The sequence below is a fragment of the Pseudomonas siliginis genome, from assembly GCF_019145195.1.
In the GTDB taxonomy this organism is placed as follows: Bacteria; Pseudomonadota; Gammaproteobacteria; order Pseudomonadales; family Pseudomonadaceae; genus Aquipseudomonas; species Aquipseudomonas siliginis.
The window spans coordinates 657,572-679,564 of record NZ_JAHSTW010000002.1 but is presented as its reverse complement, the minus strand read 5'-3'; the positions used below and the strand labels follow the sequence as shown (position 1 = coordinate 679,564).

Annotated in this window: 21 protein-coding genes; 12 read left to right on the top strand and 9 right to left on the bottom strand. The window is 61.4% G+C overall.

The annotated features are described in order from the left end of the window. Nucleotides 1-15: 15 nt before the first annotated feature. Nucleotides 16-1,584 (top strand): SulP family inorganic anion transporter, encoded by a 1,569-nt coding sequence (locus KVG87_RS06935; RefSeq protein WP_217849872.1) that lies wholly within the window; start codon nt 16-18, stop codon nt 1,582-1,584. Between the two features lie 77 nt (nt 1,585-1,661). Here KVG87_RS06935 and aroE read toward each other — a convergent pair whose 3' ends face one another. Then, nucleotides 1,662-2,483, bottom strand: coding sequence for a shikimate dehydrogenase (gene aroE, locus KVG87_RS06930; RefSeq protein WP_217849871.1), 822 nt, complete (start codon nt 2,481-2,483; stop codon nt 1,662-1,664). A 9-nt stretch (nt 2,484-2,492) separates the two neighbouring features. Next, complete coding sequence (gene hemF, locus KVG87_RS06925; protein WP_217849870.1) at nt 2,493-3,407, bottom strand: oxygen-dependent coproporphyrinogen oxidase; 915 nt, start codon at nt 3,405-3,407, stop codon at nt 2,493-2,495. 150 nt (nt 3,408-3,557) lie between these two features. Between hemF and KVG87_RS06920 the strand changes: the two genes are divergently transcribed. Beyond that, a complete protein-coding gene (locus KVG87_RS06920) occupies nt 3,558-4,535 on the top strand; it encodes a quinone oxidoreductase family protein (protein ID WP_217849869.1) in 978 nt (325 codons plus the stop codon). A gap of 179 nt (nt 4,536-4,714) precedes the next feature. Here the strand turns inward: KVG87_RS06920 and KVG87_RS06915 are convergent, their stop codons facing one another. The 4 genes from KVG87_RS06915 to KVG87_RS06900 all read right to left on the bottom strand — a co-directional run bounded on the left by KVG87_RS06915 (nt 4,715) and on the right by KVG87_RS06900 (nt 8,464). Next, nucleotides 4,715-5,482, bottom strand: coding sequence for a hypothetical protein (locus KVG87_RS06915; RefSeq protein WP_367616673.1), 768 nt, complete (start codon nt 5,480-5,482; stop codon nt 4,715-4,717). A 161-nt stretch (nt 5,483-5,643) separates the two neighbouring features. Then, entirely contained in the window at nt 5,644-6,201 is a 558-nt protein-coding gene (gene tsaC, locus KVG87_RS06910; RefSeq protein ID WP_039757175.1) for an L-threonylcarbamoyladenylate synthase type 1 TsaC, read from the bottom strand. A 55-nt stretch (nt 6,202-6,256) separates the two neighbouring features. After that, nucleotides 6,257-7,354 carry a DNA-processing protein DprA gene (gene dprA / locus KVG87_RS06905; protein ID WP_217849868.1) on the bottom strand — a complete coding sequence of 366 codons (1,098 nt, stop codon included), beginning with the start codon at nt 7,352-7,354 and terminating at the stop codon, nt 6,257-6,259. 84 nt (nt 7,355-7,438) lie between these two features. Then, nucleotides 7,439-8,464: a LysM peptidoglycan-binding domain-containing protein gene (locus KVG87_RS06900; RefSeq protein ID WP_217849867.1), complete on the bottom strand. Its 1,026-nt coding sequence runs from the start codon at nt 8,462-8,464 to the stop codon at nt 7,439-7,441. Nucleotides 8,465-8,623: 159 nt separating this feature from the next. Here KVG87_RS06900 and def point away from each other — a divergent pair, with 159 nt between their 5' ends. The 5 genes from def (at nt 8,624) to KVG87_RS06875 (ending at nt 13,316) form a co-directional block, all read left to right on the top strand. Further along, the gene (def, locus tag KVG87_RS06895; protein WP_095182315.1) at nt 8,624-9,130 is read left to right on the top strand and encodes a peptide deformylase; all 507 of its coding nucleotides are present in this window, start codon (nt 8,624-8,626) and stop codon (nt 9,128-9,130) included. 57 nt (nt 9,131-9,187) lie between these two features. Further along, nucleotides 9,188-10,147, top strand: a complete 960-nt coding sequence (fmt, locus tag KVG87_RS06890; protein WP_217849865.1) for a methionyl-tRNA formyltransferase — start codon at nt 9,188-9,190, stop codon at nt 10,145-10,147. Continuing rightward, the gene (rsmB, locus tag KVG87_RS06885; RefSeq protein WP_217849864.1) at nt 10,144-11,454 is read left to right on the top strand and encodes a 16S rRNA (cytosine(967)-C(5))-methyltransferase RsmB; all 1,311 of its coding nucleotides are present in this window, start codon (nt 10,144-10,146) and stop codon (nt 11,452-11,454) included. The genes fmt and rsmB overlap by 4 nt, the downstream gene beginning before the upstream one ends. 21 nt (nt 11,455-11,475) lie before the next feature. Continuing rightward, nucleotides 11,476-12,852 (top strand): Trk system potassium transporter TrkA, encoded by a 1,377-nt coding sequence (trkA, locus tag KVG87_RS06880; RefSeq protein ID WP_041476512.1) that lies wholly within the window; start codon nt 11,476-11,478, stop codon nt 12,850-12,852. 149 nt (nt 12,853-13,001) lie between these two features. Continuing rightward, nucleotides 13,002-13,316 carry a tetratricopeptide repeat protein gene (locus KVG87_RS06875; RefSeq protein WP_217849863.1) on the top strand — a complete coding sequence of 105 codons (315 nt, stop codon included), beginning with the start codon at nt 13,002-13,004 and terminating at the stop codon, nt 13,314-13,316. 57 nt (nt 13,317-13,373) lie between these two features. On the opposite strand, the gene KVG87_RS06870 is transcribed toward KVG87_RS06875, so the two are convergent. Together KVG87_RS06870 and KVG87_RS06865 are read right to left on the bottom strand one after the other, a co-directional pair. After that, entirely contained in the window at nt 13,374-14,261 is an 888-nt protein-coding gene (locus KVG87_RS06870; protein ID WP_039757181.1) for a lysophospholipid acyltransferase, read from the bottom strand. Nucleotides 14,262-14,302: 41 nt separating this feature from the next. Continuing rightward, nucleotides 14,303-14,860 (bottom strand): DNA-3-methyladenine glycosylase I, encoded by a 558-nt coding sequence (locus tag KVG87_RS06865; RefSeq protein ID WP_024014954.1) that lies wholly within the window; start codon nt 14,858-14,860, stop codon nt 14,303-14,305. Nucleotides 14,861-14,941: 81 nt separating this feature from the next. Here KVG87_RS06865 and glyQ point away from each other — a divergent pair, with 81 nt between their 5' ends. The 4 genes from glyQ to KVG87_RS06845 all read left to right on the top strand — a co-directional run bounded on the left by glyQ (nt 14,942) and on the right by KVG87_RS06845 (nt 19,354). After that, a complete protein-coding gene (gene glyQ, locus KVG87_RS06860; RefSeq protein ID WP_003187265.1) occupies nt 14,942-15,895 on the top strand; it encodes a glycine--tRNA ligase subunit alpha in 954 nt (317 codons plus the stop codon). Beyond that, the gene (glyS, locus tag KVG87_RS06855; protein WP_041476515.1) at nt 15,892-17,946 is read left to right on the top strand and encodes a glycine--tRNA ligase subunit beta; all 2,055 of its coding nucleotides are present in this window, start codon (nt 15,892-15,894) and stop codon (nt 17,944-17,946) included. Before glyQ ends, glyS begins: the two co-directional genes overlap by 4 nt. A 4-nt stretch (nt 17,947-17,950) precedes the next feature. Then, complete coding sequence (gmhB, locus tag KVG87_RS06850) at nt 17,951-18,490, top strand: D-glycero-beta-D-manno-heptose 1,7-bisphosphate 7-phosphatase (RefSeq protein ID WP_172834008.1); 540 nt, start codon at nt 17,951-17,953, stop codon at nt 18,488-18,490. An 84-nt stretch (nt 18,491-18,574) separates the two neighbouring features. After that, nucleotides 18,575-19,354 (top strand): lysophospholipid acyltransferase family protein, encoded by a 780-nt coding sequence (locus KVG87_RS06845; RefSeq protein WP_041476517.1) that lies wholly within the window; start codon nt 18,575-18,577, stop codon nt 19,352-19,354. 170 nt (nt 19,355-19,524) lie between these two features. Here the strand turns inward: KVG87_RS06845 and KVG87_RS06840 are convergent, their stop codons facing one another. Next, a complete protein-coding gene (locus tag KVG87_RS06840; protein WP_217849862.1) occupies nt 19,525-21,060 on the bottom strand; it encodes a sensor histidine kinase in 1,536 nt (511 codons plus the stop codon). A 164-nt stretch (nt 21,061-21,224) separates the two neighbouring features. Between KVG87_RS06840 and KVG87_RS06835 the strand changes: the two genes are divergently transcribed. Then, entirely contained in the window at nt 21,225-21,944 is a 720-nt protein-coding gene (locus KVG87_RS06835; RefSeq protein WP_039757187.1) for a response regulator transcription factor, read from the top strand. The last annotated feature ends 49 nt before the right edge of the window (nt 21,945-21,993 follow it).

Here is a 21,993-nt window from a genome sequence, read left to right as displayed (position 1 = left end):
CAACCGCGAGGACCCATGGCCTTACCCAGCCGCCATTCACTGTTTCCTTTCCTGAGCTGGTTGCCACGGCAAACCCGCGCCAGCGTCGGGCGGGACCTGATCGTCGGCCTCAGCGGTGCGATTCTCGCCTTACCCCAGTCGATTGCCTACGCGCTGATTGCCGGGCTGCCACCGGAATACGGCCTGTATGCGGCGATTATCCCGGTGTTGATCGCCTGCCTGTGGGGGTCGTCATGGCATCTGATCTGCGGCCCGACGGCGGCGATTTCGATCGTGCTGTACGCCAGCGTCAGCCCGCTCGCGGTGCCGGCGTCCGAGGACTACATCACTCTGATCCTGCTGCTGACGTTCCTTGCCGGGATTTTCCAGTGGTTGCTCGGCTTGCTGCGTTTTGGCGCACTGGTGAATTTCGTTTCGCACTCGGTGGTGCTCGGCTTCACCCTCGGCGCCGCCGTGGTGATCGCCATCGGGCAATTGCCCAATCTGCTCGGGCTGGAATTGCCGGCCAACACCACCGCGCTCGCCAGCCTGATGGATCTGCTGCGACATCTGGGGGCTGTGGATAAGCCCTCGCTGATGCTCGGCGTTGCTACAGTGATCGTCGGCGTGGCCCTGAAAAAACTTTTGCCGCGCTGGCCGACGCTGTTGCTCACACTGGTGCTGGCCAGCCTGCTGGTGTGGGTCTGGCCGGCGATGTTTGGTCATGTGCATCTGGTCAGCGCTTTCGTCGGACGCCTGCCGCCGCTGAGCGCCTTGCCGCTGGATCTGGAGGTGATCCTGCGCCTGCTGCCAAGCGCCGTGGCGGTGGGCATGCTCGGGCTGGTCACCAGTCTGTCGATCGCCCGTTCGATATCGGCGCGCTCGCAACAGTTGCTCGACGCCAATCAGGAAGTCCGCGCACAGGGTCTGTCGAACATTGTCGGTGCGTTCTTTTCCGGGTCGCTGTCCGCCGGATCCTTTACCCGCTCAGGTCTGAGTTACGAGGCGGGTGCCTGCTCGCCACTGGCCGGAGTGTTCTCGGCGATCTGGGTGGCGCTGTTCGCGGTGTTCGGCGCGGGGCTGATCGCGCACATTCCGATCCCGGCCATGGCCGGCAGCATCCTGTTGATTGCCTGGGGTCTGGTCGATCACCGAGGCATTCGCGCCTTGCTGCGGGTCAGCCGCGCCGAGTTCGTGGTGATGGCCCTGACCTGTCTTGCGACCTTGCTGCTGGAATTGCAGACGGCGATCTACGCCGGGGTGCTGGCGTCATTGTTTTTCTACCTCAAGCGCACCTCGCAACCACGGGTGCAGCATTGGCGCGACGGTGACGACGATGTGTTGCGCGTGGGTGGTTCGATCTTTTTCGGCGCCAGCCATTACCTGCAAGTGCGCCTGCAACGCCTGCATGGCGCGCGGGTGGTGATCGAGGCACAGCAGATCAACTTCATCGATTATTCAGGGGTAGAGATGCTGCATCAGGAAGCGCGACGGCTGCTGGGCCAGGGTCGCAGCCTGACCTTGCGCCGGGCGCGGCCGCCAGTGGTGGAGGAGTTGAGGAAGCTGGAAGGAGCTGAGAAGTGCCCGATCAGGTTTGAGGATTGATCTGATATCGCGGTGGAGATGCTATTCGCGAGCAGGCTCGCTCCCACATTGATCGTATTTCAATGTGGGAGCAAAGCTTAAAGGGCCAGTTGGCGGCGCAGCTCGGCGAGTACCGGCGCGGTATCCGGGCGCACGCCACGCCACAGCCAGAACGCCTCGGCCGCCTGTTCGGCGAGCATGCCCAGACCATCCATCGCCAGCGCCGCGCCGTGCTCAGTGGCCCAGCGGCAGAACGCGGTCGGTTCCTTGCCGTACATCATGTCGTAGCACAGCGTCTGGCCTGGCTCGATCAGGCTTGGCGCAATCGGCGGCACGTCACCGGTCAGGCTGGCGGAGGTGGCGTTGATAATCACGTCCACCGGCTCGCGCAGCCAGTCGAAACCACTGGCCGACACCGGCCCCAGATCGCCGAACAATTCGGCCAGCAGCTCAGCCTTGTCCACCGTGCGATTGGCGATGATCACCGAGGCCGGTTTCTCTGCCAGCAACGGCTCCAGCGCACCGCGCACCGCGCCGCCGGCGCCGAGCAAAAGGATGCGCTTACCGGTCAGGCTGAACCCGGCATTCACCGTCAAATCACGCACCAGGCCGGCGCCATCGGTGTTGTCGCCGAGCAGTGAACCATCGTCCAGTTTGCTCAAGGTGTTCACCGCACCGGCCCGCTGCGCGCGGGCGGTCAGGCTGTTGGCCAGACGGTAAGCGTCTTCCTTGAACGGCACCGTCACATTGGCGCCGCGCCCTTCGCGAAAGAACGCCTTGGCGCAGCCGGCAAAATCATCCAGCGGCGCCAGCAGCGTGCTGTAATCAAGACGCTGGCCGGTCTGTTCGGCGAACAACTGGTGAATCATCGGCGATTTGCTGTGGCCGATCGGGTTACCGAAAACAACGTAACGATCCATCACAAGTCCTCAGGCCTCGGCCAGCCAGTCACGATCCTGCAGGAAATACTCGGTCAGACGCGCTTCTGCGCTGCCCGGCTCGGCCTTCCAGTCATAGCCCCAGCGCACTTGCGGTGGCAGCGACATCAGAATCGATTCGGTACGGCCACCCGATTGCAGACCGAACAGCGTGCCACGGTCGTAAACCAGGTTGAATTCGACGTAGCGGCCTCGGCGGAATTCCTGGAATTCGCGCTGCTGAGCAGTGAAGGCGTCGTTCTTGCGCCGCTGCACGATCGGCAGGTAGGCCTCGATGTAGGCATCGCCGATGGCGCGCATGAAGGCGAAACTGGTGTCGAAATCCCACTCGTTCAGATCGTCGAAGAACAGACCGCCAATGCCACGTGGCTCATGGCGATGCTTGATGTGGAAGTAGGTGTCGCACCAGGCCTTGTAGCGCGGGTAGACGTCCGCACCGAACGGCGCACAGGCTTGCTCGGCGACGCGGTGCCAGTGGATGCAATCTTCCTCAACGCCGTAATACGGGGTCAGGTCGAAACCGCCGCCGAACCACCAGACCGGTTCTTCGCCTTCTTTTTCAGCGATGAAAAAACGCACGTTGGCGTGGGAGGTCGGCACATGCGGGTTGTGCGGGTGGATCACCAGCGACACGCCGAGCGCCTCGAAACCACGCCCGGCCAGTTCCGGCCGATGGGCACTGGCCGACGGCGGCAGGCCGCTGCCGAACACTTGGGAAAAGTTGACCCCGCCCTTTTCGATCAGCGTGCCGTTTTCCAGCACGCGGGTGCGCCCGCCACCGCCCGCCGGCCGGGTCCAGGCGTCTTCGACGAAGCATTTGCCGCCGTCTTCGGTTTCCAGTGCAGCGCAGATGCGGTCTTGCAGATCGAGCAGATAGGCCTTTACGGCGTCGGTGCGGGTCGTCATGGCTTCACCTTGAATCGGGCGGCGCCCCGGCAGGCGGGCGGCGCAAATGGGCGCGTAGCATACCATCGCAGACCGGCGCGCCGCAGTTGACGAAGATCAAGCAGGGGAGTTGGATAGAGGGCTTAGCAACGACCCAAGGAGAGCAGGCAGATGGCAAAGCGTATCCAGTTCCGCGCCCACGGCGGTCCCGAAGTGCTCGAATATGTTGACTACGAACCCGCTGCACCCGGGCCGAATCAGGTGCGCGTGGCCAATCAGGCGATCGGCCTGAACTTCATCGACACCTATTACCGCAGCGGCCTCTATGCACCGCCCGCGTTGCCGTCCGGCCTGGGCTCAGAAGGCGCCGGCATCGTCGAGGCGGTGGGTAGCGAAGTCACCCGGTTCAAGGTCGGCGATCGCGTGGCATACGGCAGCGGCCCACTCGGCGCCTACAGCCAGCTGCATGTGCTGCCGCAGGACAATCTGGTGCACCTGCCCGATGAAATCAGTTTAGAAACTGCCGCCGGGGTCATGCTCAAGGGTCTGACCGTGCAATACCTGCTGCGCCAGACCTACCAACTGCAGGGCGGCGAAACCATTCTGTTCCACGCCGCAGCCGGTGGAGTCGGCTCGCTGGCCTGCCAATGGGCCAAAGCGCTGGGCGTGAAGCTGATCGGCACCGTCAGCTCGAAGGAGAAAGCCGAACTGGCCAAGGCCAACGGCGCCTGGGCCACCATCGACTACAGCCATGAAAACGTTGCCGAGCGCGTGCTGGCGCTGACTGACGGCAAGAAAGTCCCGGTGGTGTATGACGGCGTCGGCAAGGACACTTGGCTCACGTCGCTGGACAGCGTGGCACCACGTGGCCTTGTAGTGAGTTTCGGCAATGCTTCGGGCGCAGTCGACGGCGTCAACCTAGGCATTCTTGCCGCGAAGGGCTCGTTGTACGTCACCCGGCCTACGCTCGCGACCTACGCCAACAACGCCGAGAACCTTCAGCGCATGGCCGACGAGCTGTTCGAGATGATCATCAGCGGCAAGCTGAAGGTCGACATCAGCCAGCGCCATGCACTGGCGGATGCGGCGAAAGCACAAACCGAACTGTCGGCACGGCGCACGACCGGTTCCACAATTCTGCTGCCATAACACCTCAAGTTGATACTCGGCGAACTCCTCCATGAGTTCGCCGAGTATCTTGCGGCTATATCAAGTACATCTTGCGGTGAAGTTTCTTCGCCGCAGGCCTACGACCGGCAAACTTCCTGCGCAACTTCTTCGATTCATATACGAGCCATTTCTCAGCCCACTCTTCAATCACTGGAGGATCAATACTGACGGTGATAGACATCACGATACTCCGGCTGATGTGCGTTGATGTTCACAGGCTGATCCAGGGCCATCAGGATTTGCCGCCATTCGGCGGACAACAGCCAATAATCGCCTCGGGCGCGCTGCTCGATATGCATTGCCTGCGAAGCTATCGGTGTCAGGCCGAAACGCTGAAACAGTTGTCGCTGTGGCGATCTGCACAAGGCCGTCACCCCCTGATATCCGCGATCGATCGCCCATTCCGCAGCGGTGGCGAGCAGGCCATTGATCGACACCGGCCGGTGCTGCTGGGAATGGGTAATCAAGCGACTGAATTCGACATGCCGTGCCAATGCCACAGTGGGAGACACATGATGCTGCGCCAGTGAAGCCCATTCGAAGGGCGCCGGAGTTGCCCGCAGCACCGCAATAAGCTGATCACGCTGATACAACAGAAAGTGCGTGCTGCGTGAGGTGATCGCCAGTCGGGTTTCCAGCGCCCGGGCTCTGGAGGTGAGCATGTAATGCTGCAATCGCAGGCGAAACTGTCGATTGATGAAGCGTTCAAATTCCCCGGCATCCGATCCTGCCTCAAGAATGGCTACACGATAGTCGGCCTGTTGATTCTTGAGTGTCTCCTGAAAGCCCTGCAGATAATCCTTGAGGTGTAAATCCGTAATATCCATTACTTCTCCGCAGCCATTAATATTTCGAAGTTGCTTCAAGCACATTGAAAGAATGGATGCTTTTGGAAATATCGCCACTGCACGCGTTCTGATAATCACGTGGGAAAACTTACAGATATTTCAGACTCAAAGATTCGTCTGACGCATGCAAGAACAATGGCAACGGCCAAGTTTTAACAAATGCGGGAATAAACTGCAGCCATGCGCAAAACTCCTCGTCGATAGCGCCGAGGAGTACGCAAAAAATAAAAAGAATGGCGTCAGTCAGGACGAACGACGTTACCGGTGGCCAGGTCGCGGATCACGCTGGGATTCTTGCGCCCGCCAAGGCTCCCGCCGAGCACCAGATCGACCTGCCCACGGAAATACTGCTCGATGCGCAAACGCGTGCGCGCCGGCGGTCGCCCCTGGGGGTTGGCCGATGTGGAAATCAATGGCCCGACCAGCGAGCACAAGTCGCGCACCTGCGGGTGATCGCTGACTCGCAGCGCCACGGTGTCATGCACGCCTGTGACCCATTCCGGCAACAGGTTCTGGTGCGGCACCAGCCAGGTGTTCGGCCCCGGCCAAGTGCTGGCCATGCGGTCGATCCAGTCCTGCGGGAAGTCCTCGAAGAGGAAATCGAACTGGCGGATATTGTCGGCGACCAGGATCAGCCCTTTGCTCACCGAGCGATTCTTGATCGCCAGCAAGCGGTCCACCGCGTCTTCATTCCACGGGTCGCAACCCAGCCCCCAGACGGCTTCGGTTGGATAGGCAATCACCGCGCCGGCGCGAACTTCACGCGCGGCTTGTTGCACACGCCAACTGTTGACCATGAAAAAACTCTCCACAAACAGGTTTCGCGCAGTTTACCGATCTTCATCGTAAAACCTAGCTCGACCGCGCCAGCCAGCGACCGTTTTCGCATACCGCACGGCCTTCGATTTCCAGCTCGGTCAACGTTGCCAGCACTTTCGGCAACGCCCAGCCACAGCTCGCGGCCAAGGCCTCGCTGGTGTGCGGCGCCGCGTGCAGCAGCGCCAGCAACGGGTGATCGGCGTGCGCCGCCGCCGTGGATAACAGTGGCTGCTGCCAGCCGCGCAGGGCTTCGAGGATATGTTCGATAGTCTCCACCAGCACCGCCCCGTCGCGAATCAACTGGTGACAACCGCGCGCGCCGGGGTGATGGATAGAGCCTGGAATGGCATAAACCTCGCGCCCTTGCTCTGCCGCCAGCCGCGCGGTAATCAACGAACCGCTGGCAACACTGGCCTCGACCACCAGCACGCCGAGGGACAACCCGCTGATGATGCGGTTGCGCCGGGGGAAGTTGCTCGGGCTCGGCCCGGCGTCCAACGGAAACTCGGAAAGCACCGCGCTGCCCGAGGCAATCATTGCCTCAGCCAGGCGTTTATTGCGTTGTGGATAAAAATTTTCCAGCCCCGTGCCGAGCACACCCACGGTCAAGCCACCAACGTCCAGTGCGGCCTGATGGGCAGCGGCATCGATACCCAGCGCCAGACCACTGTTGATGACAAAACCGGCCCCGGCCAGACTGCGGGAAAACGCCGCCGCCGTGTCCATCCCCGGACGCGAAGCGCGGCGGCTGCCGACCATCGCCAGCTGCGGCTTCTCCAGAATCGACGGATCGCCGGCAACAAATAACAGTGGTGGCGGATCGGCAATTTGCGCCAGCAACGCCGGGTAATCCGCTTGGTCCCACATCAGCAAATGTTGATCGGGACGCTCTAGCCAGCGCATTGCGTGGCTGGCGCCGTCGCGCACCGTCGGACAACGCCGTGCCTCGGCGCAGGCCGCCGGCAACCCGAGCGAGCGCCAGGCACTGGCCGGCGCACTGATGGCTTTTGATGCGGAACCGAAGGCCTCAAGCAGTTTGGCAAAACGCTTGGGGCCGATATCCGGCATGCGGTGCAGACGCAGACGCGCCTCCAGTTCCGCCGGGGAAATGGCCGTACTGACAGACAACATGAATGGATCATCCTTGATCGTTCGATGCTCCGAACCATTCGGAACAAGCTGTGGATAACTCTGTTGGTAACTTGTTAAGCAAGCTTACGGATTTCGCACCTTGTCGAGCACCGCCAGCGAGCGTGAAGCGTTGAGCACCAGGCCGTAACTGAGTTTGTCGTAGGTGCGGAACACCATTAGCAGGCCGGCGCGTTCATCGGGAATTTTCAGCGGCTGGCCAGTGATCCGGTCACGCACCGTTTCGCCGGTTTTCATCACCGCCAGAACATTGCCTTCGGCCAGACCGTCGCGTTTGCCCTTGTTCAGGGTGACCACGTCCATCACGCCGATCTGCGTGACGCCGCGTGGCACATCGATGATCACGCCGTTGATGTCGCTTTTCGGCGCGCTCGGCATGAAGGTCGAATTGATCGAACGTTCTTCACCGCCGAACAAGCGGTCACCGAGGCGTACTTCCTGGGTGGTGCGTTGCAGGGCGAGGGTGGCGACGTCGCCTTCGGTGGCAACAACCTCGCCGCCGCCGATATCGTCGGCGTTGATGCCGAGAAACTCCTTGGTCTGCGGGTCGGTGTATACCTTGCCTTGGCGGAAGATGCCGTACACCGGTTGCTCCGGATCGAAATGGCCACGGGCGAAAATGCGGTCACCGGTACCGCTGAGCACCCGTTCGGCATCGCCGGCGACGATGTACGGCGCCTTGTCGAAGTCTTCGGCCTTGTCGACGATGCGATTGCTCAGCAGAAAGCTGTTGATCGATTTCAGCGGAATGCTTGGAATCGCCTCGGCCACCGGGCTGGTGCGAATCCGTGGCGAGAGCTTGATGGTGCCGCGCGACTCGCCACGATGGACGGTCAGTTGCGGTTGGCCGTTGACGTAGCTGAGGGTCAGCGTGTCGCCGGGATAGATCAGGTTGGGGTTTTCGATCTGCGGATTGGCCCGCCACAGTTGTGGCCACTGCCAGGGCTCGCGCAGGTATTTGCCGGAAATGTCCCAGAGCGTGTCCCCGGAAACCACCGTGTATTGCTGTGGAAAACCATCCTTGAGTTGCACTTGCCCTTGCGCGGCGCCGGCCGAAGCCAGAAGCAGCAGGGCGAGTAGTGTTTTCCTCATGCAGTGAATCCCTTTATCATGTGCGTTCGCGTGAATCGTCAGAGCCCCCGTGGCTCGCTTCTGTATTTCAGAAGCTACGCTTCACAACGGTAGCCTGCATCTTCGGACCCGCCAGGCCATCGACCCGACTTTACTCAACGTGTGCAGCAATCGAAGCCTATGGCCATTTTAAACATCCTCGAATTTCCGGACCCGCGTCTGCGCACTATCGCCAAACCAGTGGCTGTAGTGGACGACGAAGTGCGTCAGTTGGTCGACGACATGTTTGAAACAATGTATGAAGCGCCGGGCATCGGCCTCGCCGCGACCCAGGTCAACGTGCACAAACGTATCGTCGTGATGGACCTGTCCGAAGACCGCACCGAGCCACGGGTGTTCATCAACCCCGAGTTCGAATCGCTGACCGACGAGATGGACCAGTACCAGGAAGGCTGCCTCTCGGTACCGGGCTTCTACGAAAACGTCGACCGCCCGCAGAAGGTCAAAATCAAGGCGCTGGACCGCGACGGCAAGCCCTATGAGCTGATCGCCGAAGGCCTGCTCGCGGTGTGCATCCAGCACGAATGCGACCACCTCAACGGCAAATTGTTCGTCGATTACCTGTCCACACTCAAACGCGACCGGATCAAGAAGAAGCTGGAAAAGCTGCACCGCCAGAACGCTTGATGCCCCTCTTCAAAGGCTTGCTGCGGCAAGCCTTTTTCTTTTTATGAGACGCCTTTCATGACTGAGCCACTGCGCATTGTTTTTGCCGGTACCCCGGAATTCGCCGCCGAACACCTCAAGGCCCTGCTGAGCAGCCCATACGGGATCGTCGCGGTCTACACCCAGCCGGATCGCCCGGCCGGCCGTGGGCAAAAACTGATGCCAAGCCCGGTCAAACAACTCGCCCTGGAAAATAATATCCAGGTGTTGCAGCCGCCGACGTTGCGCAATGCCGAGGCCCAGGCGGAGCTGGCCGCGCTGAAGCCGGACTTGATGGTGGTGGTCGCCTACGGTTTGATCCTGCCGCAAGCGGTGCTGGATATTCCGCGTCTGGGTTGCATCAACAGCCATGCGTCGTTGCTGCCGCGCTGGCGCGGTGCGGCGCCGATCCAGCGCGCGGTCGAACACGGCGATGCCGAAAGCGGTGTAACGGTGATGCGCATGGAGGCCGGGCTGGATACCGGGCCGATGTTGCTCAAGGTCGTCACGCCGATCAGCGCTGAAGATACCGGCGGCACCCTGCATGATCGCCTCGCCGAGATAGGGCCGCCCGCCGTGGTGCAGGCGATTGCCGGTCTGGCTGCCGGCACCCTGCAAGGTGAGGTGCAGAACGACGAGCTCGCCACTTACGCGCACAAACTGAACAAAGACGAAGCACGCATCGACTGGAGCCGTCCGGCAGTGGAGCTGGAACGTCTGGTCCGCGCCTTCAATCCATGGCCGATCACCCACAGCACGCTCAATGGCGAAGCGTTGAAAGTGCTGGCCGCGACCGTGGCCGAAGGCACTGGCGCTCCGGGTGAAATCCTCAGCGCCAGCAAGGACGGCCTGATCGTCGCCTGCGGTGCCCAAGCACTGTGCCTGACCCGCCTGCAATTGCCCGGCGGCAAGGCGCTGAACTTCAGCGACCTGTTCAACAGCCGCCGCGAGAAATTCGCCGTCGGCAGCGTGCTCGGCGCTGCGGTGGAAGCGCAATGAACCCGCGTCTGGCCGCCGCCAAGGCCCTCGCTGCCGTACTCAGCGGCAAAGCCTCGCTGAACAGCTCCCTGCCGACGCAACTGGACAAGGTCGAGGATCGCGATCGCGGTTTCACTCAGGACCTGGCCTTCGGCACCGCACGCTGGCAGCCACGCCTGTCGGCACTGGCGGAAAAACTCCTGCAGAAACCGTTCAAAGCCGCCGACGCTGATGTCGAGGCGTTGCTGCTGGTTGGTCTGTACCAATTGCTCTACACCCGCGTGCCGGCGCACGCCGCCATCGGCGAAACCGTCGGTTGTGCCGACAAGCTGAAAAAGCCCTGGGCCAAAGGTCTGCTCAACGCCGTGCTGCGCAATGCCCAGCGCGAAAGCGAGACGATCTTCGCTGAGCTGGAACGCGATCCGGTGGTGCGCACGGCCCACCCGCGCTGGCTGCAAAAATCCCTGAAGGCCTTCTGGCCCGAGCATTGGGAAGCCATCTGCGCAGCGAACAACGCGCATCCGCCGATGATCCTGCGGGTCAACCGCCGTCATCACAGCCGCGATGCTTATCTGGCGTTGCTGGGCGAAGCCGGGATCGCCGCGACACCGTGCGTTTACAGCCGCGACGGCATCGTCCTCGAAGCTGCTGCCGACGTGCGCAGCCTGCCGGGTTTCGCCGAAGGCTGGATCAGCGTGCAGGACGAAGCCGCGCAACTGGCCGCCGACTTGCTTGATCTGGCCCCGGGGCAGCGGGTGCTCGACGCCTGCTGCGCCCCTGGCGGCAAGACCTGCCACATCCTTGAAGCCGAACCGGCGCTGGCCGGGGTGGTGGCGGTGGATCTGGAAGCCAAGCGTCTGGTGCGGGTGAAGGAAAACCTCGAGCGCCTCGGCCTCGACGCTGAACTGATCGCCGCCGACGGTCGCGATATCGACAAATGGTGGGACGGCAAACCGTTCCAGCGCATCCTCCTCGATGCGCCATGCTCGGCCACCGGGGTAATTCGTCGCCATCCGGACATCAAGCTGACCCGCCAGCCGGACGACATCGTCGCGCTCGCGCAACTGCAAGGCGAACTGCTCGACGCCATGTGGAAAACCCTCGAAGTCGGCGGCATCCTGCTCTACGCCACGTGCTCGACGCTGCCGACCGAGAACACCGAAGTCATCGCCGCGTTCCTCGAGCGCACCCCCGGTGCCCGTGAACTGGATCTGGCCACAGCGGCCGGAATCAAGCAGCCCCATGGTCGCCAGTTGCTGGCCCAGCAGGGCGGGCATGACGGGTTCTACTACGCCAAGCTGATCAAGATCGCCGCCGCGCGCGGCTAAACGGATTCATGGAGTGACTGGATGAAAATCATCATCCTCGGTGCGGGACAGGTCGGCGGTTCGCTGGCCGAACATTTGGCCAGCGAGGCCAACGACATCACTGTGGTCGACACCGATGGCGAGCGCCTGCGCGACCTCGGCGACCGCCTCGACATCCGCACCGTGCAGGGCCGGGGCTCGCTGCCGTCGGTGCTGCGTCAGGCCGGTGCCGACGACGCCGACATGCTGGTAGCGGTGACTAACAGCGACGAAACCAACATGGTTGCCTGCCAGGTCGCCCACACGCTGTTCCACACGCCGACCAAGATCGCTCGCGTGCGCGAAGCGTCGTACCTCAATCGCGAGGAGCAGTTGTTCCAGAACGAAGCGATTCCGGTCGACGTGCTGATCAGCCCCGAGCAGGTCGTGACCAATTACATCAAGCGCCTGATCCAGCACCCCGGCGCGTTGCAGGTGATCGACTTCGCCGAAGGCGCGGCGCAACTGGTGGCGGTGCGCGCCTATTACGGCGGGCCGCTGGTCGGCCAGCAACTGCGCCAGTTGCGTGAGCACATGCCGAACGTCGAAACGCGCGTCGCGGCGATCTTCCGCCGTGACCGGCCGATCCTGCCCCAGGGCGACACGGTGATCGAGGCCGATGACGAGGTTTTTTTCATCGCCGCTCGCGAGGACATTCGCGCGGTGATGAGCGAAATGCGCCGCCTCGACGAAACCTACAAACGCATCGTTATCGCCGGTGGCGGACAGATCGGCGAGCGCCTGGCCGAGGCCATCGAAAGCCGCTATCAGGTGAAGATCATCGAGATGAGCCCGGCGCGTTGCCGCTACCTCTCCGATACCCTCGACAGCACCGTGGTGTTGCAGGGCAGTGCCTCGGACCGCGATCTGCTGCTGGAAGAGAACATCGCCGACGCCGATATCTTCCTCGCACTGACCAACGATGACGAAGCCAACATCATGTCGTCGCTGCTGGCGAAACGGCTGGGGGCGAAGAAGGTCATGACGATCATCAACAACCCGGCCTACGTCGACCTGATCCAGGGCGGCGACATCGATATCGCCATCAGCCCGCAACTGGCGACCATCGGCACCCTGCTCGCCCACGTGCGCCGAGGCGATATCGTCAGCGTGCACTCACTACGGCGCGGCGCGGCGGAAGCGATCGAGGCGATTGCCCACGGTGATGCGAAGTCCAGCAAGGTCATCGGCAAGCCGATCGAGAAGATCGGCCTGCCACCAGGCACCACCATCGGCGCGGTGATCCGCAACGAGAACGTGATCATCGCCCACGACGACACGGTGATCGAAGCGGGCGACCACGTGATTCTGTTCCTTGTGGACAAAAAGCACATTCGCGATGTGGAGAAGCTGTTTCATGTGGGGTTGAGCTTCTTCTGACCTGAAGACAACGTTGCCCGTGATGGCCCCTTCGCGAGCAGGCTCGCTCCCACAGTGGAATGCATTCCAAAGGTGGGAGCGAGCCTGCTCGCGAAAGCGGTCTGACAGACTTGCAGGTTCTCTGACGAACAATAGAAAGGAATCCGCCAATGCTCGAATCCCTGGAAAAAATGCTCGCCAAGGGTGTGGATAACGCTCTGCTGCGCTTCGGTCTGGGCAAGGGTTATCTGGACTTGGGTGAAAACTCCAAGGCTGCCGAGCATTTTCAGCGTTGTGTCGCTTTCGATCCGAAATACTCGGCGGCGTGGAAGTTGCTGGGCAAGGCGCATCTGGCGCTGGGCGATCACGCCGCTGCGCGTCAGGCCTGGGAACAAGGCCTCGAAGCGGCCCGCGCCCATGGTGACAAACAGGCCGAAAAGGAGATGACGGTGTTCCTGAAGAAGCTCGAGCGACAGGCGCCTTGAGCTACCGATAGCGCAAGGCGAGGCCGTCTGCATTAACCGTCCCCCAAGCGAAGTTGCTCAGTACCAGCGCGCCTCGCCCGGCGGACGCTTCTTGAAGCGTTTCATGCTCCACATGTACTGGCTCGGATACGCCGCGACGTAACGCTCGACCACTTTGCTCATGGCTGCGCAGGACTCTGCGGTATCGGTGCTGTACATCGCTTCTGGCGCGGCTTCGAGAATCACTTTGTAGCCCGAGCCGTCAGGCAGGCGCAGGGCGTGCAGGAACACACCGACCGCTTTGCCGCCGGCCAACATGTTCGGCACAAATTTGCTGGTCAGTGCCTGGGTGGCGAAAAACGGTACGAAAATCCCGGCGGATTCGGCTGGTTCCGGGTCGGCGGGAATGCCCACGGCACCACCCTTGCGCACTTCCTTGATGACGCTGAGAATGCCTTCCTTGGTCGACGCCGCGACCTTGTTGCCCAGTTGCACGCGCTGTTTGCGCAGCAACTCATCCACTGCCTTGAGCTTCGGCGGACGGTAGAAAATGATCGGTTTGCACTGGCTGCAATAGAAGTGGTTGAGCACTTCCCAGTTGCCGAGGTGGCTGGTGATGCCGACCACGCCTTTGCCCGAGGCCAGCGCGTCTTTCAACACATCAAGGCCTTCGACTTCACGGACCAGATCGATCGAGCGCTGCGCCGGCCAGATCCACGCGCAGGCGCTTTCGGTCAGCGACTTGCCGATGTCCTTCAGACTCTGCCCGACCAGACGCTCACGTTCGGCCGCATCCATCTGGGGAAAGCACTTGGACAGGTTGATCCGCACCACGTCGCGGGAACGGTTGGGGGTTTTCCACATGATCCAGCCGATCGCCGAACCCACGGCCTGCACGGCTCGCCATGGCAGCAGGGCAAACAGCCGCAGAGCGCCTACCAGCAAGGCGCCTTTAAACTTTTCCACAGGTCACTCCTGATCTTTGTGCTGTGCGCGAGGCGGGCATTCTAACCGGCGTTGGCAAGCTGCGCGTAGCGGTCGCAATCCTGGGTGTGGTCCATGACCATGCCCGAGGCCTGCATCAGCGCGTAGCAAATGGTCGGACCGACGAAGGTGAAGCCGGCCTTTTTCAGCGCCTTGCTCATCGCCAGCGCTTCCGGGGTGATCGCCGGGACTTCGCTGCGATCCTTGAAATGATTGATGATCGGTTGGTCGCCTACGAATGACCAGAGCAACGCCACCGGATCCTCCAGCGCCAGCCACGCCTGGGCATTGCGCCGCGCAGCGTTGAGTTTCAGGCGATTGCGGATGATGCCCGGGTCGAGCATCAGTTCGTCGATCTCGGCGTCACTCATCTGCGCCACGCGCTGCACATCGAAGCCGAACAGCACCTCGCGATAGCGCTCACGTTTGCGCAACACCGTGATCCACGACAACCCGGCCTGGAACCCTTCGAGCAAAAGCAACTCGAACAAACCCTGCGCATCGCGCAGCGGCGTGCCCCACTCCTGATCGTGATAAGCCATGTACAGCGGATCTTCGGTACACCAAAAGCAGCGTGGCATAAGGCTCCAGGGGGCGTGCGCAGCAACGAATCGGGTATACTCCCGCTCTTTAAATCGCAGCCCAAGAAACAGGTGAATTTCGTGAGCCAGCCTACGCCAGCCGTGCGTACCTTCCAAGACTTGATCCTCGCGCTCCAGCAATACTGGGCCGAGCAAGGTTGCGTGGTACTTCAGCCCTACGATATGGAAGTAGGCGCCGGCACTTTCCACACCGCGACCTTCCTGCGCGCCATCGGCCCGGAAACCTGGAACGCCGCGTACGTGCAGCCAAGCCGCCGTCCGACTGACGGCCGTTACGGCGAAAACCCGAACCGTCTGCAGCACTACTACCAGTTCCAGGTAGTCCTGAAGCCGAACCCGGACAACTTCCAGGAACTGTACCTGGGCTCGCTCAAGCATGTCGGCCTCGACCCGCTGGTGCACGACATCCGCTTCGTCGAAGACAACTGGGAATCGCCGACCCTCGGCGCCTGGGGTCTGGGCTGGGAAGTCTGGCTCAACGGCATGGAAGTCACCCAGTTCACCTACTTCCAGCAAGCGGGCGGCATCGAGTGCTACCCGGTGACCGGCGAGATCACCTACGGTCTCGAGCGTCTGGCGATGTACCTGCAAGGCGTCGATTCGGTCTACGACCTGGTCTGGGCTGACGGCCCGTTCGGCAAAGTCACCTATGGCGATGTGTTCCACCAGAACGAAGTGGAGCAGTCCACCTACAACTTCGAACACGCCAACGTCGACAAACTGTTCGAGCTGTTCGACTTCTATGAAAGCGAAGCCAAGCGCCTGATCGAACTCGACCAGCCGCTGCCGTTGCCGAGCTACGAAATGGTGCTGAAGGCGTCGCACACCTTCAACCTGCTGGATGCGCGCCGGGCGATCTCGGTAACCGCGCGTCAGCAATACATTCTGCGCGTACGCACCCTGGCGCGTTCCGTTGCGCAAGCCTATCTGCTGGCCCGCGCCAAGCTGGGCTTCCCGATGGCGACCCCGGACCTGCGTGACGAAGTACTGGCCAAGCTGGAGGCTGCACAATGAGTGCGCAAGATTTTCTGGTTGAACTGGGCACCGAAGAACTGCCACCCAAAGCCCTGAACACTTTGGCTGATGCGTTCCTCGCCGGTATCGACAAGGGCCTGCAAGCCGCCGGCCTGAGCTACGAAAGCAAAACCGTTTATGCCGCGCCACGTCGTCTGGCCGTGCTGATCACTGCGCTGGCCACTCAGCAGCCGGATCGCAGCATCAACCTCGATGGCCCGCCACGTCAGGCCGCGTTCGACGCTGATGGCAATCCGACTCAGGCCGCCCTGGGCTTCGCCAAGAAGTGCGGCGTCGAGCTGAGCGAAATCGACCAGAGCGGTCCGAAACTGCGCTACAGCCAGAACATCGCCGGCAAGCCGACCGCGAGCCTGCTGCCGACCATCGTCGAAGATTCGCTGAACGACCTGCCGATTCCGAAACGCATGCGTTGGGGTGCGCGCAAGGAAGAATTCGTGCGTCCGACGCAGTGGCTGGTGATGCTGCTCGGTGACCAGGTCATCGATTGCACGATCCTCGCACAGAAGGCTGGCCGTGAATCCCGTGGTCACCGCTTCCATCATCCGGAGAGCGTGCGCATCGGTTCGCCGTCGAGCTACCTCGCCGACCTGCGGGCCGCGTATGTATTGGCCGATGCCAACGAGCGTCGCGAGATCATCAGCAAGCGTACCGAAGAGCTGGCCACCCGTCAGGAAGGCACGGCGATCGTGCCACCGGCGCTGCTCGACGAAGTGACCGCACTGGTCGAATGGCCGGTGCCACTGGTGTGCTCGTTTGAAGAACGCTTCCTCGACGTGCCGCAGGAAGCGCTGATCACCACCATGCAGGACAACCAGAAGTACTTCTGCCTGCTGGATGCCGACGGCAAGTTGCTGCCACGTTTCATTACCGTGGCCAACATCGAAAGCAAAGACCCGCAGCAGATCATCGCCGGTAACGAGAAAGTGGTTCGCCCACGCCTGACCGACGCCGAGTTCTTCTTCAAGCAGGACAAGAAGCAGAAGCTCGAAGACTTCAACCTGCGCCTGCAGAACGTGGTGTTCCAGGAAAAACTCGGCAGCGTCTACGACAAGGCCGAGCGCGTTTCCAAACTGGCCGCGTACATCGCCGCACGTATCGGCGGCAACGCGTCGTGGGCTGCCCGCGCGGGCCTGCTGTCGAAGTGCGACCTGGCCACCGAAATGGTTGGCGAGTTCCCGGAGATGCAAGGTGTCGCCGGTTACTACTACGCCCTCAATGACGGCGAGCCACAGGACGTTGCGCTGGCGCTGAACGAGCAATACATGCCACGCGGTGCCGGGGCTGAATTGCCGGCGACCCTGACCGGTGCAGCCGTCGCCATCGCCGACAAGCTCGACACTCTGGTCGGCATCTTCGGTATCGGCATGCTGCCAACCGGCAGCAAAGACCCGTATGCCCTGCGCCGTGCGGCACTGGGCGTGCTGCGTATCCTGATCGAGAAACAACTGGACCTGGACCTGAACGACGCCGTGGCTTTCGCGGTGAATGCATTCGGCGGCAAGGTCAAGGCTGCCGGCCTAAACGATGCCGTGCTGGAATTCATCTTCGACCGCCTGCGTGCGCGTTATGAAGACGAAGGCGTCGACGTCGCCACCTACCTGTCGGTACGTGCATTGAAGCCGGGTTCGGCGCTGGACTTCGACCAGCGTGTGCAAGCGGTTCAGGCCTTCCGCAAACTGCCGGAAGCGGCAGCGCTGGCGGCGGTGAACAAGCGCGTGTCGAACCTGTTGAGCAAAGTCGAAGGCTCGGTACCGACCGTGGTCGAAGCCAAGTATTTCGACAACGCCAACGAGTTCTCGCTGTACTCGGCGATCCAGCAAGCGGATCAGGCCGTGCAGCCAATGGCCGCAGCGCGTCAGTACAACGAATCGCTGGCACGCCTGGCAGCACTTCGCGAGCCGGTCGACGCGTTCTTCGACGCGGTGATGGTCAATGCCGACGACGCCAATGTGCGGGCCAACCGCTACGCGCTGCTGGCGCGCCTGCGTGGCCTGTTCCTCGGTGTTGCCGACATTTCGCTGCTGGGTTGAGGGATTGCTGTTGAAACTGCTGATTCTCGATCGTGACGGCGTGATCAATTACGACTCCGATGCCTACATCAAGTCGGTGGAGGAGTGGATTCCGCTGCCCGGCTCGATCGAAGCGATTGCGCAGTTGAGCAAGGCCGGCTGGACGGTGGCGGTGGCCACCAACCAGTCGGGCATTGCTCGCGGCTACTACGACCTCGCCACCCTCGAGGCCATGCACGCGCGCCTGCGCGAGCTGGTCGCGGCGCAGGGCGGCGAAGTCGGTCTGATCGTGTATTGCCCGCACGGCCCGGACGAAGGTTGCGATTGCCGCAAACCGAAACCGGGAATGCTGAAAGCCATTGCCGAGCATTACACGGTGCCGTTGACCAACGTCTGGTTCGTCGGCGACAGCCTTGGTGACCTGGAGGCCGCCAAAGCCGTCGATTCACAGCCAGTTTTGGTGAAGACCGGGAAAGGCGAAAAGACTCAGGGCAAAACCCTGCCGGTTGGCACTCTGATTTTTGACGATCTGGCGGCGATTGCCGCAGAACTTATCCACAACTAGAGTACTTCTGAATTTCCTGGCCAGGGATTGCTCGGGAGTGCGCTTGAACAGTCGGGGCATTGCCCCGTAACGGTAACCGTCGCCATGTCGATACTGCGGGCCTTCAGAATCTTTGTTTTTTATCTGCTGCTGGGCACAACAGCGTTGCTGTGGTGCAGTCTGAGCTTTTTCATCGCGCCGTTTCTGTCCTTCAAGGCGCGCTATCGTTTCATCAATGTGTACTGGTGCCGTTGCGCCCTGTGGCTGACCAAGGTTTTCCTTGGCATCCGCTACGAAATCAAAGGTGCGGAAAACGTGCCTGACCGGCCCTGCGTGATTCAATCGAACCACCAGAGCACTTGGGAGACCTTCTTTCTCTCCGCTTATTTCTCGCCATTGAGCCAAGTGCTCAAGCGCGAATTGCTCTACGTGCCGTTCTTCGGCTGGGCCATGGCCATGCTGCGCCCGATCGCCATCGACCGCGACAACCCGAAGGCCGCGCTCAAACAAGTCGCGGCCAAAGGCGACGAGCTGCTCAAGGACAACGTCTGGGTGCTGATCTTCCCCGAAGGCACACGAGTCCCCTACGGCACTGTCGGAAAATTCTCCCGCAGTGGCAGCGCATTGGCAGTGAATGCGGCGCTTCCGGTGCTGCCGATTGCACACAATGCCGGCAAATTCTGGCCAAAAATCGGCTGGGGCAAACAGGCCGGAGTGATCACCGTGGTCATTGGCGAACCGATGTATGCCGAAGGCAGCGGGCCGCGCGCCATCGCTGATCTGAATGACCGTGTGCAGGCGTGGAACGAGAAGACCCAGCGTGAAATGGGTTCGCTGCCACCGGCGCCACAGGCACCGGCCGCGAGTGACCAGCTGGCTGTCTGAATTTTGTGGATAACCTGTGTACGCTTTCGCTTAAAAAGCCCACAATTATTATCTAACTTATTGATTTTGATAGATATTTATAAATCTATGAATTGAACAAAATCCGTGCATAAGTTTTATTCGGATGTAAAAAAACCGGCCGTTATAGCCGGTTTTTTTATGCCCCTTTTTCATTCAGCAAGCAGCGGCAACTCGATAAGGAAAGTGGTTCCCGCATCGACCACGCTACGACACTCAATCGTACCGCCATGATGATCAATCACGGCTTTGACCATCGACAAACCCAAGCCCACGCCGTCGATGCCCTGGGCCGAAGAGAAACGCCGATACTGGCTGAACAGGTCAGGCAATTCATCGGCGGCAATGCCCTTGCCCTGATCGGTCAATTCGCAGCGCAGCCACTGCCCATCACAGCTGACCGTCAGTTGCACCGTGCTGTCTGCCGGGCTGTACTTGATCGCGTTTTCCAGCAGGTTGAACAGGGCGCGCGTCAGCAATCCCTGATCGGCCAGAATCAGCCGCTCCTGGCATTGCTCATCGACCTCGTTGAGCAGCTCGATGCGTTTCTGCTGGGCGATCGGCAACGCCTGATCGAGCACATCCAGTACCAGCATGGCGAACAATGTCGGGCGGAACTGGTAGGTTTCGGATTCAGCGCGCGCCAACAAGACAAAACCATCGGTCAGATCCAGCGCGCGGCGCACCTGACGCTCAATCTGCTCGAACAGCGGCGCATCAGCACCCGCCTGATGACGATGCACATCCAGCAGGGCGAGGATCGCCGAATGGGGGGCGCGCAGGTCGTGGGAAAGAAAACGCAGCAGGACGCCGCGCTGCTCCTCGGCCGCACGCTCGGCACTCAAGTCCGTCAGGCTGAGCAGCCAACCGATCGGCGTATCGCCGTCGACCGGCAGCAGCGCCGCTCTTTCCAGGCGCAGACTGCGTTCCTTGTGATCGCGAAATTCCAGCAGCGGCAGCGTGGCCAGCGGCGGTCGCGGCGTTGTGGATAATTCCGGATAGCCGAGCCGTGCCAGTTGCTCGAGTACGTCATCGCCCACCAGCGGATCCTCGAACAACTCGCGCGCCTTGCGATTGCCCAGCAGAATCTTGCCCAGCGGATCACTGATCAGCGTCGCCACCGGCAGGTATTCCAGGCCATCGGCAATGAACCGCCGGGTGTCGCGGGTGCGGCTCATGGCTTGTTCGAGCGCCATGATCTGGCCCTGCAAACGGTCGGCACCGGTGAAGCGGGTCCGCCGACGTTCAGGGAAGACTTTCGGTTCGCTGTCCAGACGTGCCAGCTCCCAGCCGAAGTAGGTCAGCACAACACTCAGGCGTCGCCAGTTCCAGATCAGGTAACCGAACAACATCCCCAAGGCTGCTGGCGTTGGCGACCACCAGTAGCGGACTTCGGCCAGGAGGGCGCTGGCGATCAGCGCACAGGCCATACCGACCAAGGTTACCCACAGCGCCCAACGCGGCCGCCACAGCAATAATCCCAGCACACCCGCGACCATCGCCACGGACAACAGCGCGCCGGGCGCTGGCGACGGATTGTGCAGATTGATCTGGGCGCGATAAGACAACAAGGCAGTCAGCGGCAACAGCACTAGACTTATCCACAACCACTCGCGCACCAGCCGCCGGAACAGACGCTGGACCTGGCTCGGCTCACGACTTTCACGTCGGCGTTGAGGGCTACGCATGAGGCAAAGGGCAGGGCAGTGGATAGGGTTTCATAGGTCTCGGGTCGGAGGCGTAGACCCGAAGAATCATAGCGGACGTCGACCACCGACGGGCTGCTTCTTTCATCGCGGCCGGGGAGTCGCTATTGTCGACATCCCAGCCCCAGCGACAAGGAACACCGCCGATGCGCGTTGCCATTCTGGACGATGAACCCGCCGAACTGCGCCGGGTCGAGCAAACCCTGGAGCAAATGGCCGAAGCTGGCGAACAGCCGTGGTCACTGCACAGCTTCGAGCGCGGCGAAGACTTGTTGCGCCAGCTGCGCCGGGAAACCTTCGACCTGTTGATTCTCGATTGGCAACTTCCTGATCTCACGGGTCTGGCACTGCTGCGCTGGACCCGCGAACACATGGACGCGCCACCCGCTGCAATCATGCTCACCAGCCGCGATGGCGAGAGCGATATCGTTCAAGCCTTGAATGCCGGGGCTGACGATTATGTCAGTAAGCCGTTTCGCCCCAATGAGTTGAAGGCGAGGGTGGCTGCGGTATTGCGTCGGCATAGCCAACCGCGCAGCGCGGCGGGCGAAATACAGACGTTTCACGATCTGACTTTCGACGACGCCGAACTGACCGTCACCCGTGAAGGCAAACCGATCCTCATGACCGAACGCGAATACCGCTTGGCGCGCTGCCTGTTCAGTAACCTGGGGCGGCCATTGTCGCGTGATTACCTGTACGAGCGCTTCTGGCCGAACGAGGAGACAACCTCTTCGCGGCCACTGGATACGCATATCTACCGATTACGCAACAAGCTCGGGCTGACAGCGGATCGGGGTTGGCAGTTGCTGACAATTTATGGGTATGGGTATCGGTTGGAGAGCGTCGGCACTGGGAATGACTGAGGCAAAAAAACCCCGGCATTGGCCGGGGTTGTTCATGAGCGAGTAGCAA